12 protein-coding genes are annotated in these 17,698 nt (G+C 65.6%); 7 read left to right on the top strand and 5 right to left on the bottom strand.

The annotated features are described in order from the left end of the window. Nucleotides 1-10 precede the first annotated feature (10 nt). Nucleotides 11-976 (top strand): tripartite tricarboxylate transporter substrate binding protein, encoded by a 966-nt coding sequence (locus EI171_RS43505; protein WP_161536807.1) that lies wholly within the window; start codon nucleotides 11-13, stop codon nucleotides 974-976. Nucleotides 977-996: 20 nt separating this feature from the next. Here EI171_RS43505 and EI171_RS43510 read toward each other — a convergent pair whose 3' ends face one another. Next, nucleotides 997-1,887, bottom strand: coding sequence for a LysR substrate-binding domain-containing protein (locus tag EI171_RS43510; RefSeq protein ID WP_028173870.1), 891 nt, complete (start codon nucleotides 1,885-1,887; stop codon nucleotides 997-999). Nucleotides 1,888-1,981: 94 nt separating this feature from the next. Here EI171_RS43510 and EI171_RS43515 point away from each other — a divergent pair, with 94 nt between their 5' ends. Next, nucleotides 1,982-2,734, top strand: coding sequence for a sulfite exporter TauE/SafE family protein (locus tag EI171_RS43515; RefSeq protein ID WP_028173869.1), 753 nt, complete (start codon nucleotides 1,982-1,984; stop codon nucleotides 2,732-2,734). An 8-nt stretch (nucleotides 2,735-2,742) separates the two neighbouring features. Here the strand turns inward: EI171_RS43515 and EI171_RS43520 are convergent, their stop codons facing one another. Both EI171_RS43520 and EI171_RS43525 read right to left on the bottom strand, forming a co-directional pair. After that, nucleotides 2,743-3,153, bottom strand: a complete 411-nt coding sequence (locus EI171_RS43520) for a GFA family protein (protein WP_028173868.1) — start codon at nucleotides 3,151-3,153, stop codon at nucleotides 2,743-2,745. 67 nt (nucleotides 3,154-3,220) lie between these two features. Continuing rightward, the gene (locus EI171_RS43525; RefSeq protein WP_011090461.1) at nucleotides 3,221-3,853 is read right to left on the bottom strand and encodes a LysE family translocator; all 633 of its coding nucleotides are present in this window, start codon (nucleotides 3,851-3,853) and stop codon (nucleotides 3,221-3,223) included. Between the two features lie 222 nt (nucleotides 3,854-4,075). Here EI171_RS43525 and EI171_RS43530 point away from each other — a divergent pair, with 222 nt between their 5' ends. Next, a complete protein-coding gene (locus EI171_RS43530; RefSeq protein ID WP_028173866.1) occupies nucleotides 4,076-5,872 on the top strand; it encodes an adenylate/guanylate cyclase domain-containing protein in 1,797 nt (598 codons plus the stop codon). 186 nt (nucleotides 5,873-6,058) lie between these two features. Then, nucleotides 6,059-8,857, top strand: a complete 2,799-nt coding sequence (locus EI171_RS43535) for a di-heme-cytochrome C peroxidase (RefSeq protein WP_161536808.1) — start codon at nucleotides 6,059-6,061, stop codon at nucleotides 8,855-8,857. Between the two features lie 87 nt (nucleotides 8,858-8,944). On the opposite strand, the gene EI171_RS43540 is transcribed toward EI171_RS43535, so the two are convergent. Then, on the bottom strand, nucleotides 8,945-9,892 hold the full coding sequence (locus EI171_RS43540; RefSeq protein WP_011090464.1) for an alpha/beta fold hydrolase: 948 nt from the start codon (nucleotides 9,890-9,892) through the stop codon (nucleotides 8,945-8,947). Nucleotides 9,893-10,099: 207 nt separating this feature from the next. On the opposite strand from EI171_RS43540, the gene EI171_RS43545 reads away from it, so the two are divergent. After that, the gene (locus tag EI171_RS43545; protein ID WP_028173863.1) at nucleotides 10,100-10,570 is read left to right on the top strand and encodes an Hsp20 family protein; all 471 of its coding nucleotides are present in this window, start codon (nucleotides 10,100-10,102) and stop codon (nucleotides 10,568-10,570) included. Between the two features lie 153 nt (nucleotides 10,571-10,723). Further along, nucleotides 10,724-11,494 carry an alpha/beta fold hydrolase gene (locus tag EI171_RS43550; protein WP_161536809.1) on the top strand — a complete coding sequence of 257 codons (771 nt, stop codon included), beginning with the start codon at nucleotides 10,724-10,726 and terminating at the stop codon, nucleotides 11,492-11,494. A gap of 133 nt (nucleotides 11,495-11,627) precedes the next feature. Here the strand turns inward: EI171_RS43550 and EI171_RS43555 are convergent, their stop codons facing one another. Further along, nucleotides 11,628-12,410 (bottom strand): hypothetical protein, encoded by a 783-nt coding sequence (locus EI171_RS43555; protein ID WP_161536810.1) that lies wholly within the window; start codon nucleotides 12,408-12,410, stop codon nucleotides 11,628-11,630. A gap of 490 nt (nucleotides 12,411-12,900) precedes the next feature. Here EI171_RS43555 and gltB point away from each other — a divergent pair, with 490 nt between their 5' ends. Further along, complete coding sequence (gene gltB / locus EI171_RS43560) at nucleotides 12,901-17,634, top strand: glutamate synthase large subunit (protein ID WP_161536811.1); 4,734 nt, start codon at nucleotides 12,901-12,903, stop codon at nucleotides 17,632-17,634. Nucleotides 17,635-17,698 lie beyond the last annotated feature (64 nt).

Consider the following 17,698-nt stretch of genomic DNA (forward strand, 5'->3'; position numbering starts at 1 on the left):
AGAGGCTTGTATGAAAAACTGGCGTAAGCTCTTCCTCGCAAGCCTGCTTCTGTTTCCCGCCCTCGCCTCCGCCCAGAATTTTCCGGCCAAGCCGATCAAGCTGATCGTGCCGTTCCCGGCCGGCGGCCCCAACGACATCATCGCGCGCGTGATCGGCCAGCGCATGTCCGAGCTCTCGGGCCAGCCGGTGCTGATCGACAATCGCGGCGGCCAAGGCGGCGTGCTCGGCACCGACGCGGTCTCGAAGGCCGCGCCCGACGGCTACACCATCGCGATCTCCTCAGCCGGCGCGCTCGCGATCAGCCCGAGCATGGAGCGGGTCGCCTACGACGCATTGTCCGACCTCACGCCGGTGACGCTGGTTGCAACCGTGCCGGAAATGCTTGTCGTCGCCACCAACGTGCCCGCCAAGGACATCGGCGAATTGATCGCGCTCGCCAAGGCGCAGCCCGGAAAGCTCAACTTCGCCTCCTCCGGCCCCGGCAGCCTGCCGCACCTCGCCGGCGAATTGTTCAAGCTGACCGCGAAGATCGACATCGTGCACGTGCCCTATCGCGGCGCCGCACCCGCGGTGAACGACCTGCTGGGCCAGCAGGTGCAGATGACGTTCCTCGATCTTCCGGTGCTGCTGCCGCAGGTCAAGGCCGGCGCCTTACGGCCGATCGCGGTCGGTTCAGTCGAGCGTGCACCGACCGCGCCCGAGGTGCCGACGACGGCGGAAGCGGGCTTTCCTGATCTGCGCATCGAGAACTGGTACGGCATGGTCGCGCCCAAGGGCACGCCGAAGGAGATCGTCGCAGCGCTGCATGGCCTGGCGACCAAGGCGATGGCGGATCCGGCCGTGAAGGAAAAGCTCGCCGCGCAAGGCGCGACGCTTGTTGGTGATGAGCCGGAGCATTTCCGCCAATTCATCGCGGACGAGACCAGGAAGTGGACGAAGGTGATCAAGGACGCCAGGGTGGAGACGGCGAAGTAGCGCTCGGTAAGCGAACGCCCTCACACCGCCTCGGCCCGCAAATGCTCCACCAGCATCTTGGCCGGGCGCGGCAGCGTCTTGAAGCTTCGCGCGCAGATCACGAGTTTGCGGTTGGCGAAGGCATCGCGCAGGCGGACCATGGCGAGCGGCATCAGCTTGGCGCAGCGGCGGGCAGCGGCTTCGGGCACCAGGGCGACGCCGACATCGGCGGCGACCATCTGGCAGATCGCATCGAAGTCGCGCAGGCGCGCGCGGTAATGCGGCCGCATGCCAAGCCGGGCCGCGTGTTTCGAAATATGAACCTGGAGCGCGGTGGCGCTGGTGAGCCCGACGAACTCGCACGCGCCCGCCTCCTGAAAATCGATCTGGCGGCGGCCGGCGAACGGGCCGCGCCGTGACGTCACCAACGTCAGGTGATCCTCGCTGAAGACGAAGCGCTCGATATGGTCGGGCAGCGCGTGCTCCGCGGCGAAGCCGAGGTCGGCGGCACCGGCGGTGATCGCCGCCGCGATGTCGGTGCTCTCGCGCTCCTCGATGTCGATGGCGACGTCGCGATGCTCGCGCAGGAAGCCGGCCAGCGCCTTCGGCAGATGCTCCGACAGGCCGGAGGTGTTGGCGAGAAAATGCACGCTGGCGCGCACGCCGCTGGCAAAGCCGGCGAGATCGCCGCGCATGGCGTCGATCTGGTGAATGACGAGACGGGCATGATCGAGCAGGCTCTCGCCGGCCGCGGTCAACTCAACGCCGCGGCGGCCGCGCTTGAGCAGCGCGACGCCGAGCGCATCCTCCAGCCCCTTGATGCGCGCGCTGGCCGAGGCCAGCGCCAGATGCGACCGCTCCGCGCCGCGGGTGATGCTGCGCTGGTCGGCGACTGCGATGAACAGCTGGAGATCGACGAGATCGAAACGCATTTGGTCTCCTCCAACCAAGCCTTCGTCCATAGCGAAGGCTGTCTCCGTAACCTCCAGATTGTGCCCGGGCGCGGCTTCGGTCAATGTGCAGGTCATGATCGACCCTTTCCTCATTGTCATCGCCGCCGTCTTCCTGGTCGCCGGATTCGTCAAGGGCGTGGTCGGGCTCGGCCTGCCGACCGTCTCCATGGGCCTGCTCGCGGTGAGCATGGCCCCGAGCCGCGCGATCGCCATCGTCATCGTGCCCGCCATCATCACCAACATTTGGCAGACTTTCGTCGGACCGTACTTGCGCGACATCCTCAGGCGGCTGTGGCCGCTGATGATCGGCACCGTGATCGGCTGCTGGCTCAATGCCGGCGCGCTGACCGGCCCGCATGCGCGCTACGGCACGATCGTGCTCGGCGCCCTGCTCGTGATCTACGCGGTGATAGGCCTGAACAAATTCCAGTTCCGCGTCGCGCCGCAGAACGAGAAATGGGTTGGTGGCGTGGTCGGCGTGGTCACCGGCGTGATCTCCGCCTCGACCGGCGTGCAGGTGATCCCCTCGATGCCGTTCATGCAGGCGATCGGCATGGAGAAGGACGAGCTGGTGCAGGCACTCGGCGTGTTCTTCACGACCGCGACGCTGGCGCTCGCCTTCAACCTCACCGCCGGCGGATTGCTGACGCCGGCCAATGCGGTGCCGGGCGCCGTGGGCCTCGCCATGGCCTTTGCCGGCATGCTCATCGGCCAGTCGGTGCGGGCGCGGATGCCGGCGGAGGCGTTTCGCCGCTGGTTCCTGATCGCGATGATCCTGCTCGGCCTTTATCTGGCCGGCAGCGCGCTTCTGAAGGAATTCGCCTGAGAAGAGGCTCACGCCTTCGGCGCGTAGCCCGGCACCCATTTATCGTATTGAGGCAGATCGTCCTGGATCGTCCACCACGGCGCGCGCGACGAGGTGAAGACGTGGAGGCGGGGCCTGACGTCAGGATCGTCATCGAGCAGGCCGGCGGGAATGCTGACGGTCGGCAAATAACTCGCCTTGCCCGGCGTCAGGCAGCCGCAGGTCTTGCAGCGATGGCGAAAACTGCCCGGCGCGGACTCGTAAGCCACCGTCATGTCCTCGCCCGCGACAAAGCGAAACTTGTCGGCTTCAACATGGGCATAGGTGGCGAATGCCGCGCCGGTCAGCTTGCGGCAATTGACGCAATGACAATGCGTCAGCGTGCGAACCTCGTCGATCTCGAAACGCACGGCGCCGCACAGACAGCTTCCACGAATCATCGAAACCTCCCGCGCGCGGCCTCTATCGGGCCGATTGCATGCCACACCAGTCATTCGTTCGAACGAGTTACCGCGTCTCCAGCATGGCGACGCGGACGCCGAGATAGATGAACAGGCCGCCGAGCGCACGGTTGACCCAGGCGATCGCGCCCTCGGAGGCCCGCAAGCGGTGCGCGGCCTTTGCCGCGAACGCCGCCAGCACCAGGCACCACAGCGTTCCCGTGCAGATGAAAATCAGGCCGAGGGTCAGGAAGGCGAGCGGCTTGTGCGGAGAATCGGCTGCGACGAATTGCGGCAGGAAGGCCAGGAAGAACAGCGCGACCTTGGGATTGAGCGCGTTGGTGAAGACGCCCTGGAGGAACACCCGCCGCAGCGAGCTCCGCGCCGGCTCGTCGATCGCCGATGCCAGCGTCGGGCGCGACCACAGCATCTGAAGTCCCGTGACGACCAGATAGGCCGCGCCAACCAGCTTCAGGATCGAAAAAGCGGTAGATGAGGCCATCAGCAGGGCCGAAAGGCCGATTGCCGCGCCTGCGACGTGGAAAAAACAGCCGCAACTGATGCCCAAGGCGGCGGCAGCCCCGCCCCGCCAGCCCATCTGCATGCTGCGGCCGATGACGTAGACGGAGTCCGGTCCCGGCGTGATGTTGAGCAGCACGCCCGACAGGATGAAGAGCCAGATTTCGTGAATGCCCAGCATGTGAGGTGCCCCGCCGCCCCGTCCGTCTCAAGGGATCGGGCTTAGTCGGTTCGGCGGCCGTCGTCCACCGCCGGGACTGCGTAGGATTTACCTTGAATTTGCAATGCGGATCATACTTTCCCGCGGCCTCATCTGCTCTATAAAGGCAGGGTTCTTGAAATGCGGGATTCGAGGCGACTGCCACGCCGTGGCCAGTCCTCCATCCTTTGGAGCTCCGAGAATATGGAAAGACGTCTGGCTGCCATTGTTTGCGCCGATGTCGCCGGCTATTCGCGCATGATGGGCAGCGACGAGGCTGGCACCCATGCCGCCTTCAAGGCGCATCGCAGCGCGATTCACCCCATCATCCTCAATCACGGCGGCCGCGTCGTGAAGAACACCGGCGACGGCTTCCTGCTGGAGTTCCCCTCGATCGTCGGCGCCACCGAAGCCGCGATCGCGATGCAGACGCTGATGGCGGAGCGCAACCACCATCTGCCGGCGGACCGCGCCATGCAGTTCAGGCTCGGCATCCACATGGGCGACGTCATCGCCGACGAGGACGAGGTGTTCGGTGACGATGTCAACATAGCCGTCCGCCTGGAATCGGTGGCGAGCCCCGGCGGCTTCGCCATCTCGGCCAAGGCCTACAGCGAGGCGAACAAGCATCTCACCGTGCCGCTGGTCGATGGCGGCAACCATCGCTTCAAGAACATCAAGGATGCGGTCGGGGTCTGGACCTGGAAGCCCGAGGGCGCGCGGGCGATCGCCCCCGAGCTGAGGGAGGCCTCCGCACTCTCGCAGCAGTACCGCACCGCGATCGTCGGCGTGCTGCCCTTCGCCAATCTCAGCGACGCCCAAGACGAATACTTCTCCGACGGCCTGACCGAGGATCTGATCCACGCGCTGTCGCTGCAATCCTTCTATCGGGTGCTGAGCCGCAACTCGACCTTCGCCTTCAAGGGCAAGAACACGAGCACTCGGCTGATCGCGCGCGAGATCGACGCCACCTATCTGATCCAGGGCTCGGTGCGGCGCGCCGGAGCCAAGATCCGCGTCACCGCGGAGCTGATCGCGCCGGAGACCGGCGAGCAGCTCTGGACCGGGCGCTACGACCGCGACATCGGCGACTTCTTCGCGATGCAGGACGAGATCACCACCAACCTGTCCGCCGCCATCGCCACCGAGATCGTCCGCGCGGAGGCCTCGGCGCCCGCGCGGCTCTCGACCGACGTGACCGCGTGGGACCGTTTCCTCAAGGGGCTGTCGCATTACTACCGGCAGACCAAGGAGGACCTGGCCGCCGCCGTCGACCTGTTCCGGGAGGCCATCGCGGTCGATCCCAAGCTGTCGATCGCGCACGCCTACCTCGCCACGATCCAGATCCAGAGCATCCAGTTCGGCTGGGTCAAGGGCACGCGGGAGATGTGGGCCGAGGCGATGAACCTCGCCGAAACCAGCGTCCGGCTCGACCCGCGCTCCTCCTTCGCGTTCTCGATCCTGTCCTGGGCCCATGCGATGGAAGGGCATTACGAGGCCGCGATGGACGCCGCCAAGCGCGCGGTCGCACTCAACCCCTACGACAACGGCGCGCGCGGCGTGCTCGGCATCTGCCATTTCGTGATCGGCGAGCACCGCGAGGCGATCGAGCTGTTTTCGATGGCCGCGCAGCGCGACAACAGCGACCCGCGCTACCAATGGGCCGCACTGAACGCGTTCAGCCATTATCTGTTGGGGCAGTATGACGCGACCCTGTCGTGGGCCCGCGAGCAGCTCTACATCAACCCGAACCACATGCAGGCGCTGGCGATCCGTGCTGCAGCGCTGGCGCAATTGGGGCGGACCGGCGAGGCCGTCGAGGCGACCCGCGTGCTCATGGGCAACTACCCGACCCTGAATGTCGACCGCCATTTGCGCAATTTCCACTGGAAGCGGCCCGAGGACCTCGCTCATTACCGCGAGGGGCTTCTGAAGGCGGGCGTGCCGCTCGGCAAGCTGACGCTGGTCCAGAGCGACGTCAAACGCGCCGCCGAGTCCTGACAGGCGGACTGCGGCCGCGCGACGATCTCACGTCCGCTCTTGTTGACAGCACAGTGAATTCAGCCACACTTTGTCACACGCTGAAGTAGTATAGTCGGCGGCGGCCGCGCTGGCTGTTTGTTAGGACTTTCCGCGCTTGATCGGCGCGTCTGATTTTCACGATTCGCTGTTTTCAGGAATTGGGCCATGCATCACCCCGCCTCGAAGCCCCCCTTCGACCCCTCGATCGGGGTCTCGCCGAACAATCCCTGTCCATTCCTGCGCGGCCTCGTCGGCGAAGGCTTCGTCGACGGCGGGACCGTCCCGCTCAACACGCTGTCGCAGACCATCGCGAATGCGAGCGGCGAGACGGGGCTGATGAAGAGCTGGGCCCGGATCCAGGTCCGGGGCGTTGCGCTCATCGCCAACGGATTTAGCCACATCCTGAAAAGCATCCGGTCGGGCCCGCAGCTCGACGAACTGCGCGGTGGCCCTCTGGACAAGCGCGGCGCCGGCTCGCGCGTCCTCGGCGTCGACGGCAAGGTCAACGAGGACGAGATCGCGCGGCTCCAGAGCTTCGGCCGGACCTACACCGATCCGGACACCGGCAGCAGCGAGCCCGGCCTCAACGCTGCGGAAATCAAGACCTTCATGCACGAGAACCTCAAGCGCGCAGGCAGCGCCGCGCGCTGGTACTACCCCGTGCTGATGCAGTTCGAATGGCCCGTCCTGCTGAAGATCATGGGCAAGGGCACGGGTAAGGAGAATCGCTATCTCAGCGTCGCCGACGTGCGCACGCTGCTGAACGCGCGCCAATTCCCCGACCGCATCAACCAGCGGATTTTATCGCAATCGCTGCTGTCATCCTGCGCGCTCAGGTTTCGCTGGGCTCTCGGGATCATAGCGTTCCTGTTCGCGGCCGCTCTTGTCGCTCTCGTGGCGGTCGCCGAATTCCCCGACCAGGTCCGCGCCATGCTGCCGCAGAAGGGAGTCCTCGCACAGCTGCTGCCGCCGCCCTTGCCAAAACTCCCGGAGACGACGGCGGCCTTCTGGCTCGAGCAGAACTGGTCGCTGGAGGACCGGCACTGGTTCCACCACACCAGCCAGGGCACCGCGACCTTTCCGGTTCCCTACACCTGGTTCATGGCGCTGGAGCAGCCTCGTCTTCGCCTGATCTCACGCCCCGGCATGGTGAAGGACAGCGCCTATCTCGAGCGCTTCGGCTTCATCCAGAGCCCGCAATCCATCAAGACCGACGCAACCACGCTGCGGAGCTTCGGCTACGCCAACGTCTACGACACGACGCAGCCGAAGAGCCTGTCGACCGATTGGTCGCAGGTCGAGAATGTCGACGGCCTGCCGGTCGGCTTCGCGCGGATGACGGGCGTCGTCGATCCCGCGACCGGCCGCCGCGAGGAAGACAAGATCGGGCTGACCTGCGCCGCCTGCCACACCGGGCACGTGCGCTACAAGGGCGTGGACGTGCGCTTCGACGGCGGCCCGGCCATGACCGACCTGAAGAAACTCGAGAGCGTGACCGGGCTCTCGATCGCCTACACGCTCTACGTGCCGTTCCGCTTCAAGCGGTTCGCCGACCGCGTACTCGGCCCCGATGCGAGCGACGCCGACCGCAATGCGCTCAAGCAGAGCCTCAAGGCGACCCTCACATTCCTGCTCGACTGGCAAAAGGGTTACGACAAGACGATCGCCGGCAAGAAGACCTGGGACGGCAAGCAGCAAAAGGACACGGAAGAAGGCTTCGGCCGTCTCGATGCGCTCAATCGCATCGGCAACCAGGTGTTCTCCCAGGATTTCGCGCTGAGCGGGGTCAAGGGATTCGAGAAGAACCTGCATGCCCAGGACGCGCCGGTCAGCTTCCCTCCGATCTGGACCGTGCCGTGGCTCAAATTCGCGCAGTACGATGCCTCGATCGAGCAGCCGCTGATCCGCAATGCCGGCGAGGCGCTCGGCGTGACGGCGCTGCTCAACCTGTCCGACGCCTATCCCAAGGACAGGCTCTACCGGTCCTCGGCCGATGTCACCAACCTGCACTGGATCGAGAGTCTGCTGGCGGGCCCCAATCCCTACGCGCAGAAGAAGCTCGGCGGACTGACCTCGCCGAGATGGCCTTCGCAGATTCTCGGCGACGACTGGAAGATCAATCCGGACCGCGTCAAGAGCGGCCGCAAGCTCTACGCAAAGATCTGCGTGGAGTGCCACCTCGGTCCCGTCAACGATCCCGAGTTCGACAAGGAGTTTCCGCAGGAGAGCGTGTGGTCGTCGTCGCGCTGGGAGCGCATCGGCGACGAGATGGTGCTCAACCCGATCCAGAAGAGCGTCACGGGCATGGGGACGGATTCCGCCCAGGCCAGAGTCCTGGAGAAGCGGACGGTCTCGGTGCCGGGCTTCCTCGATCTGAATCCGACACGCATCCTCGGCGACCAATGGAAATGCACCAACCTGCCGGAGACGACCTCGACCGAAATGCCCTATTCGGTTGGGCTGATGGCGATCGTCGACATCGTCAGCCGCAAGGCGATGAATGACGCTCAAATCCCGCCCGACGCGCAGAAGCGCTGGTGGGGCGCCCGCGCCAATTGTCCCAATCCCGGGCCGCAGCCGCCGGATCCCAAGGAGCCCGGTCCCTGGTATCGCGCGCGCCCGCTGAACGGGGTGTGGGCCACCGCGCCCTATCTCCACAACGGCTCAGTGCCCTCGCTGGACTGGATGCTGCGGCCTGCTGCCGAGCGACCCAAGAAATTCTGCATGGGCCAGCGCGACTACGATCCGAAGCTGGTCGGCTTCGCCGTCGTCGAGGGCGAGCGCTGCAAGACCGGAGAAACGCAGTTCTCGACCACCTGGCCCGACGGCACCGAGATCAACGGCAACAGCAATCTCGGCCATTCGTTCGAGGGCAAGGGGCCGCCGCACAAGGACGGCGTCGTCGGCCGCCTGCTGGAAGAAGAAGAGCGCAAGGACCTGATCGAGTATCTGAAGACGCTGTAGCGCGGTCCTTTCACCTCTCCCCGCATCCGCCTTCGCTGAAGCTTCAGCGGACGAGAGCGGGGCGAGGGAGCGCACCGTCACTGCCGCTCACTTGAACAGCGGCGTGCCCGGCACGAAGGCGTCGAAGGCGGCCCAGAACTGGGAGCGGTAGCGGTCCTGCTCCTGGAGGATCTCGTGCTTCGAGCCGGCGATCACGAGATGGGAGCCGGCGCGCAAATGGTAGGCGAACTCCTCGATCGCGGCGGTCGAAACCACGGTGTCGCTGGAGGCCGCCAGCATCAGGATCGGCTGGCGGATCTCGGAGGGGTAGTTCATGCCCTTGAAGGTGTGCATGGCGCGGAAGGCGCTATCGGCCCAGGCGACCGTCGGTGACGCCAGCCCGAGCGTCGGATCCTCCTCCAGGATCGCGGCGTTGCGCGCATAACGCACGGGATCGCTGGTCAGGGGATTGTTGATGAAGGGATCGAGCCCGGTGATGCGGTCGCTGCCGCCGGGAACATAGCGGCCGCCCATCCCCATCAGGCGCATCGTCTTCAGAAGCGCCCGCGACGGAAACGAGGTGGTGCGGCCTGGCAGGTCGATCATCGGCGCCGACAGCACCATGCGGTCGAACCAGCGCTTGCCCGCATGCGCAACGCGCAGCAACACCGTACCGCCCATGGAGTGGGCGAGCGCGAAGAAGGGCGGCGGGCAATCCGGCAGCACCACCTGCTGCACGAAGGTCTCGACGTCGATTTCGAAATCGGCGAAGTCGCGCACATAGCCCTTGCGCGGATCGCGCAGGCGGCGCGAGGAGTGGCCCTGCCCGCGCCAGTCGATCATCGCCACCGCAAAGCCGCGGTCGCGCAGGTCGCGCACGGTCTCGAAATATTTCTCGATCTGCTCGCTGCGTCCGGTGAAGACGCAGACCGTGCCCTTGCGGTTCGCCGGCGGCGCCCAGCGCGCAAAGCGCAGCTCGGCGCCATCGGGTGTCTTGATGGTGCCGCTGACGACGTCTTCGGGAACGGGATTGGACGGAATCGAGATCAGCGTCATTGGGCGAGAAATGCTGAAAATCAAGGGCGGGAGCGCCGAAAAGGCGCAAGTTGCCGCCCTCTTGAACGCCGTTCCCTTGAACCCATATCACCATGGTGCAGGCCGCTACCAGTGTTTCGGAACCGGAACATCAGGCTGCACACAGACTAAAGCCCGGCCCGATTGGCGGGCGGGTTACCAAACAGTCGCTCAATGGAGGACTTGACCATGCGTACCTACGATCTCACCCCCTTCTATCGTTCCACCGTCGGCTTCGACCGTCTCTTCAACCTGCTCGACCAGGCCGGTTCGGACGGCAGCCCCGGTTATCCCCCCTACAACATCGAGCGCACCGGCGAGAACGCCTACCGCATCACCGTTGCGGTCTCGGGCTTTGCCAAGGATGAGCTCTCCATCGTCGCGAAGGAAAACACGCTGACGATCAAGGGCGAGAAAGTCGCAAACGAGAACTCGAAGTCCGAAGTGATTTACCGCGGCATCGCCGCGCGTGCCTTCGAGCGCGCCTTCCAGCTTGCCGATTTCGTGCAGGTGAAGGACGCCTCGCTCGAGAACGGGCTGCTTCACGTCGATCTCGTCCGCGAGATTCCCGAAGCCAAGAAGCCGCGCCAGATCGCGATCAACGCCGGCGCGCCCAAGGCGCAGGTGATCGAGAACTCGGCCGCGCAAGTCGCCGCGTAAAACACGCACGCCACTTCCAGGTTGCGAAAACGCCCCGGTGCCCCGGGGCGTTTTTTTCGTTTGCACCGCATCACAGACTGGTGAGCCTCGTAACAGCGCGGCCTCTCCCTCCGTCCTTTGGGCATCGAACCCAAAACAAGACGGAGAACGATCATGACACTTTGGCGCAGCCTTTTCGTCGCCGCGAGCCTGCTGGCGGCTCCCCTCAGCCTCGCTCACGCACAACCCCCGCAAACCGCGAAGGCCAAGAACGTCGTGCTGGTGCACGGCGCCTGGGCCGACGGATCGAGCTGGTCCGAGGTGATCCCGATCCTCCAGGCCGCCGGCCTTCACGTGACTGCCGTGCAGAATCCGCTGTCGTCGCTTGCGGACTCGGTCGAGGCGACCAAGCGCGCGCTGGCCGAGCAGGACGGGCCGACCGTGCTGGTCGCGCATTCCTGGGGCGGCACCGTGATCAGCCAGGTCGGCACCGACCCGAAGGTCACCGGCCTCGTCTATATCGCCGCACGCGCGCCCGATGCCAACGAGGATTTCGTCGCGCTGTCGAAGCAATTCCCGATCGGCCCGGTGCGCGCCGGCATCATCGAGCGCGACGGCTACACCAAGCTCTCGGAAGACGCTTTCCTGAAATATTTCGCCAATGGCGTGAAGCCGGAACGGGCCAAGGAGCTCTATGCCGTGCAATGGCCGACCGCGGCCTCGATCTTCGCCGGCCGCACCACGGAAGCTGCATGGCACGCCAAGCCGAGCTGGTACGCGGTGTCGAAGAACGACGACACCATCAATCCGGATTTCGAGCGCTTCCTCGCCAAGCGCATGAACGCAACGACGATCGAGCTCGATGCCGGCCACCTCTCGCTGGTGTCGCATCCGAAGGACGTGGCGAACCTGATCCTGGAAGCTGCGGGGTATCCGCGGAGCTGAGAGGCGATTGCCTGTGATGCAAAAGGCACCTGAAATCTCAGGCGCCTTTTATCTTTGCTCCAACATCGTCCTGGCGAAAGCCAGGACGACACCGAAAATGTCGTGAGCGCCGTCGCGCCAAACGAACTGCGCGCTAATCCAGTCCCTGCGCGGCCGGCATGTCCTGCGTCGGCAGAATCGTCGCGGCGGGCTTCGTCTGACCCACTGTCGGCGCAGCGGCCTGCGGCGCAGCCTCGGCGGGCTTGGCCTGCACGGCGGCGGTCTGCTGCGCGGGCTGTGCCTGCGGTGCTTGAGCTTGCGGCGCCTGGGCCTGCTGTACCGCAGGCTCGGCCGGCTTCACGGCCGCGACCGGCGTCTCGCCGCGCTGCGGAGCCGCCTTGGGCAGCGGCACGGTGCGCCTTGCGACATGCGGGATCGAGGCCGGCGGGCGCGGCGGGCCGCTGCGGACCACGGTCGGCGGCGGCAGCGCGCTTTGCGGGCCGTAGGGCGCGACCGTGGGCTGCTCATAGGCCGGTGCCATGCCGTAGGCATCGGCGGCGGGCATGAAGCGGATGATCCGGCCGTCGCGGGCGTCGATCACGAGCCGGCCGTCGTCGCCGCGGCGGTCGATCACCGAGATGGTGTAAACGCTGCCGCGCAGCCGCGGGATGCCGAGCGGCGAGAAGCCGTTGTCGCGCAGCACCGCATAGACCTCGGTGGCCGGCAGCAGCGCCGGGCCGCGTTCCTCGTAGCCATAGCCATAGCCGTATCGCGGCGGCGGAGGCGGCGCGGCGTCCGGCGGCGCATAGGGCCCGTCGAAATCCGACACCGCGATCGCAGCCCCTCCCGCAATACCGTTCGTCGGAACTTGCGCCTCTGCCGCGGTCGCAGCCAGCGCCAGCGCGGCGGCGGCCACACATCCTGGGAAAAACTTCATGGTCGACACGCTCCTGTCAGCCCCCGGATGGATCGCGCTCTTTCGCTTCTTGCGGCGTGGCGCGCCTTCCGAAGGGTCGATCCGAAGCTTCATTTGGGATTTCGGCGTCCACAGGGCCGGATCAGGGCGCGTTTGCTTCAAAACCGGGGCTGCGCAACTTTCGGAAAGCGATTGATTGACAGATCGGGAATCGGGACTTTCGCGCGCTTGTGTGATAGACAAAAATTTGGCAAGGTGATGGTTAGGACAGGAAAGCTGTCTCAATTTTGCTTGCGGTTCCGGCATAGGGATTGCAACGAAAGTTGGTGCTTCCGAGCACCAAGAAGGCAACAGGCAAAGCCGTTCACGGGGACGTAGAACGCCTTGGCCTGAATTTAAGAAAATGCGGCTCGCAGCGGACGAGCGGTGACCCAGAGGCGGGTGCCGCGGAACGCCCAAGGTGCGCCGAAGATGGCGGTGAGACAGCTTGCCGCATGGAGAGGACGAAGACATGAACGGGTCGCAATTCGAGCGCGCAAACATCGTGGCAGAAGAACTGTCGGCGACGGTCGCCTCGAAAACGACTGATCCGATTCAGGAACACAATTCGCGGCCGCCCGCCGAAGGCCTCTACGATCCGAGCCTGGAAAAGGATTCCTGCGGCGTCGGCTTCATCGCCAACATCAAGGGCAAGAAGTCGCACAAGATCGTCTCGGACGCGCTGAGCATCCTCTGCAACCTCGAGCATCGCGGCGCTGTCGGCGCCGATCCGCGCGCCGGTGACGGTGCCGGCATCCTGGTGCAGATCCCGCACGCCTTCTTCAGCCGCAAGGCCAAGGAGCTCGGCTTCACGCTGCCGCAGCCCGGCGAATACGCCATCGGCGCGCTGTTCATGCCGCGCGACACCGCCTGGCGCAACGTCATCAAGAGCATCATCGCCGACCAGATCAAGGAAGAGGGCCTGACCCTGCTCGGCTGGCGCGACGTGCCGACCGACAATTCCTCGCTCGGCGTCACCGTGAAGCCGACCGAGCCCGCCTGCATGCAGGTGTTCATCGGCCGCAACGGCACCGCCAAGACCGAGGACGATTTCGAGCGCCGGCTCTACATTCTGCGCAAGTCGATCTCGCAGGCGATCTACCAGCGCCGCGACCGCGGCCTTGCGGGCTATTACCCCTGCTCGATGTCCTGCCGCACCGTGATCTACAAGGGCATGTTCCTCGCCGACCAGCTCGGCAAGTACTATCCCGACCTGCACGAGGCGGACTTCGAGAGTGCGCTGGCGCTGGTGCATCAGCGCTTCTCGACCAACACCTTCCCGGCCTGGTCGCTGGCGCATCCCTACCGCATGATCGCGCATAACGGCGAGATCAACACGCTGCGCGGCAACACCAACTGGATGGCGGCGCGCCAGGCTTCGGTGAGCTCGGAGCTCTACGGCAAGGACATCAACCGGCTCTGGCCGATCTCCTATGAAGGCCAGTCCGACACCGCCTGCTTCGACAACGCGCTCGAATTCCTGGTGCAGGGCGGCTACTCGCTGCCGCACGCCGTCATGATGATGATCCCGGAGGCGTGGGCCGGCAATCCGCTGATGGATGAGAAGCGCCGCGCCTTCTACGAATATCACGCCGCGCTGATGGAGCCGTGGGACGGCCCCGCCGCGATCGCCTTCACCGACGGCCGCCAGATCGGCGCCACGCTGGACCGCAACGGGTTGCGGCCGGCGCGCTATCTCGTGACCAAGGACGACCGCATCGTGATGGCGTCCGAGATGGGCGTGCTGACGATCCCCGAGGACCAGATCATCACCAAGTGGCGGCTCCAGCCCGGCAAGATGCTGCTGGTCGACCTCGAGCAGGGCCGCCTGATCCCCGACGACGAGATCAAGGCCGAGCTCGCCAAGAGCCATCCCTACAAGGAGTGGCTGGAGCGGACCCAGATCGTGCTGGAAGAGCTGCCGAAGGTTCCGACCACCGGCGTGCGCTCCAACCTGTCGCTGCTCGATCGCCAGCAGGCGTTCGGCTACAGCCAGGAAGACATCACCATCCTGATGACGCCGATGGCGGCGACGGGCGAGGAAGCCGCGGGCTCGATGGGCAACGACACGCCGATCTCGGCGCTGTCGGACAAGGCCAAGCCGCTGTTCACCTACTTCAAGCAGAACTTCGCGCAGGTCACCAACCCGCCGATCGACCCGATCCGCGAAGAGCTGGTGATGAGCCTCGTCTCGATCATCGGACCGCGGCCGAACCTGTTCGACCTGCAGGGCATGGCCACCACCAAGCGCCTCGAAGTGCGCCAGCCAATCCTGACCGACGCGGATCTCGAGAAGATCCGCTCGATCACCGACGTGGCCGACACCCACTTCAAGTCGCGCACGCTGGACACCACCTTCCACGCCGGGCTCGGCGCAGCCGGCATGGACCAGGTGCTGGACGAGCTCTGCGCGCGCGCCGAAAGCGCGGTGCGCGAGGGCGTCAACATCATCATCCTGTCCGACCGCATGGTCGGCACCGACCGGGTCCCGATCCCGGCACTGCTGGCCTGCGCTGCCGTGCATCATCATCTGATCCGCGTCGGACTGCGCACCTCGGTCGGCCTTGTCGTCGAATCCGGTGAGCCGCGCGAAGTGCATCACTTCGCCTGCCTTGCCGGCTACGGCGCCGAAGCGATCAATCCTTACCTCGCGTTTGAGACCATCATCGCGATGAAGGACCGCCTGCCCGGCTCGCTCGACGACTACGAGATCGTCAAGCGCTACATCAAGTCGATCGGCAAGGGTCTTTTGAAGGTGATGTCCAAGATGGGCATCTCGACCTACCAGTCCTATTGCGGCGCGCAGATCTTCGACGCGGTCGGCCTCAAGGCGGACTTTGTCGGAAAGTTCTTTGCCGGCACGCATACCCGCGTCGAAGGCGTGGGTCTGGCCGAGATCGCGGAAGAAGCCGTGCGCCGCCATGCCGACGCGTTCGGCGAGGCGCTGGTCTACAAGACCTCGCTCGACGTCGGCGGCGAATATGCCTATCGCAGCCGCGGCGAGGACCATGCCTGGACCGCCGAGTCGGTCGGGCTGCTTCAGCACGCTGCGCGCGGCAATTCGCTGGAGCGCTATCGCGCCTTCGCCAAGATCCTGAACGAGCAGTCGGAGCGCCTGCTGACGCTGCGCGGCCTGTTCCGGATCAAGAGCGCCGAGGAAGAGAAGCGCAAGCCGGTGCCGCTCGACCAGGTCGAGCCGGCCAAGGACATCGTCAAGCGTTTTGCCACCGGCGCGATGAGCTTCGGCTCGATCTCGCGCGAGGCGCACACCACGCTCGCGATCGCCATGAACCGGATCGGCGGCAAGTCGAACACCGGTGAAGGCGGCGAGGAAGCCGACCGCTTCAAGCCGCTGCCGAACGGCGATTCCATGCGCTCGGCGATCAAGCAGGTCGCCTCGGGCCGCTTCGGCGTCACCACGGAGTATCTCGTCAACTCCGACATGATGCAGATCAAGATGGCGCAGGGTGCCAAGCCCGGCGAAGGCGGCCAGCTGCCCGGCCACAAGGTCGACGCGACCATCGCCAAGGTCCGGCACTCGACGCCGGGCGTCGGCCTGATCTCGCCGCCGCCGCATCACGACATCTACTCGATCGAGGACCTGGCGCAGCTCATCTACGACCTCAAGAACGTCAACCCGACGGGCGACGTCTCGGTCAAGCTCGTCTCCGAGATCGGCGTCGGCACGGTCGCCGCGGGCGTCGCCAAGGCGCGCGCCGACCATGTCACCATCGCGGGCTTCGAGGGCGGCACCGGCGCTTCGCCCCTGACCTCGATCAAGCACGCCGGCTCGCCGTGGGAGATCGGCCTTGCCGAAACCCACCAGACGCTGGTGCGCGAGCGGCTGCGCAGCCGCATCGTGGTCCAGGTCGATGGCGGCTTCCGCACCGGCCGTGACGTCGTGATCGGCGCGCTGCTCGGCGCCGACGAGTTCGGCTTCGCTACCGCGCCGCTGATCGCTGCCGGCTGCATCATGATGCGCAAGTGCCATCTCAACACCTGCCCGGTCGGCGTCGCGACCCAGGACCCGGTCCTGCGCAAGCGCTTCACCGGCCAGCCCGAGCACGTGATCAACTACTTCTTCTTCGTTGCGGAAGAGGTCCGCGAGATCATGGCCTCGCTCGGCTTCCGCACCTTCAACGAGATGATCGGCCAGGTTCAGCTGCTCGACCAGACCAAGCTGGTCGCGCACTGGAAGGCCAAGGGGCTCGACTTCTCCAAGCTGTTCGTCAAGCAGAAGGAAGAGAAGGGCCAGAAGATCTATCACTCCGAGCGCCAGAATCATCATCTGGAAGGGGTGCTCGACCGCACGCTGATCGAGCAGGCGACGCCCGCGCTCGATCGCGGCGCGCCGGTGAAGATCGACGCTACGATCAACAGCACCAACCGTTCCGCCGGCGCCATGCTGTCGGGCGCGGTCGCCAAGATCTACGGCCATGCCGGCCTGCCGCATGACACCATCCATGTCAGCCTCAAGGGCACTGCCGGCCAGGCCTTCGGCGCGTGGCTCGCCCATGGCGTCACCTTCGAGCTCGAGGGTGAAGGCAACGACTATGTCGGCAAGGGCCTCTCGGGCGGCAAGATCATCGTCAAGCCGCCGAAGAACTCCGCGATCGTGCCGGAAGAAAGCATCATCGTCGGCAACACCGTGATGTACGGCGCGATCCAGGGCGAGTGCTACTTCCGCGGCATCGCCGGCGAGCGCTTCGCCGTGCGCAACTCGGGCGCGATCGCCGTGGTCGAGGGCGCGGGCGATCATTGCTGCGAATACATGACCGGCGGCATCGTGGTCGTGCTCGGCAAGACCGGGCGCAACTTCGCGGCCGGCATGTCGGGCGGCATCGCCTACGTGCTCGACGAGACCGGCGACTTCGACAAGCTGTGCAACCTCAGCATGGTCGAACTCGAACCGGTCCTGTCGGAGGAGCTGATCAACGCCGGCACCTACAATCACACCGGTGACCTCGAGGCGCATGGCCGGGTCGACGTGTTCAAGGGCCTACTCGACTCCGACGTCGAGCGGCTGCACGTCCTGATCACGCGCCATGCGAAAGCGACCGGCTCCAAGCGCGCCGCCGACATCCTTGCCAATTGGAAGGACTGGCTGCCAAAATTCCGCAAGGTGATGCCGGTCGAGTACCGGCGTGCGCTGCGCGAAATGGCGGCCAACGCGGACGCCGAGCCGAAGATCGCGATCGGGGCGTAATTCTCAACTCGCGTCATTCCGGGGCGCGCAAAGCGCAAACCCGGAGTCTCGCAAACCAACCTCC

This window comes from Bradyrhizobium sp. LCT2, assembly GCF_009931255.1.
Classification (GTDB): Bacteria; Pseudomonadota; Alphaproteobacteria; order Rhizobiales; family Xanthobacteraceae; genus Bradyrhizobium; species Bradyrhizobium diazoefficiens.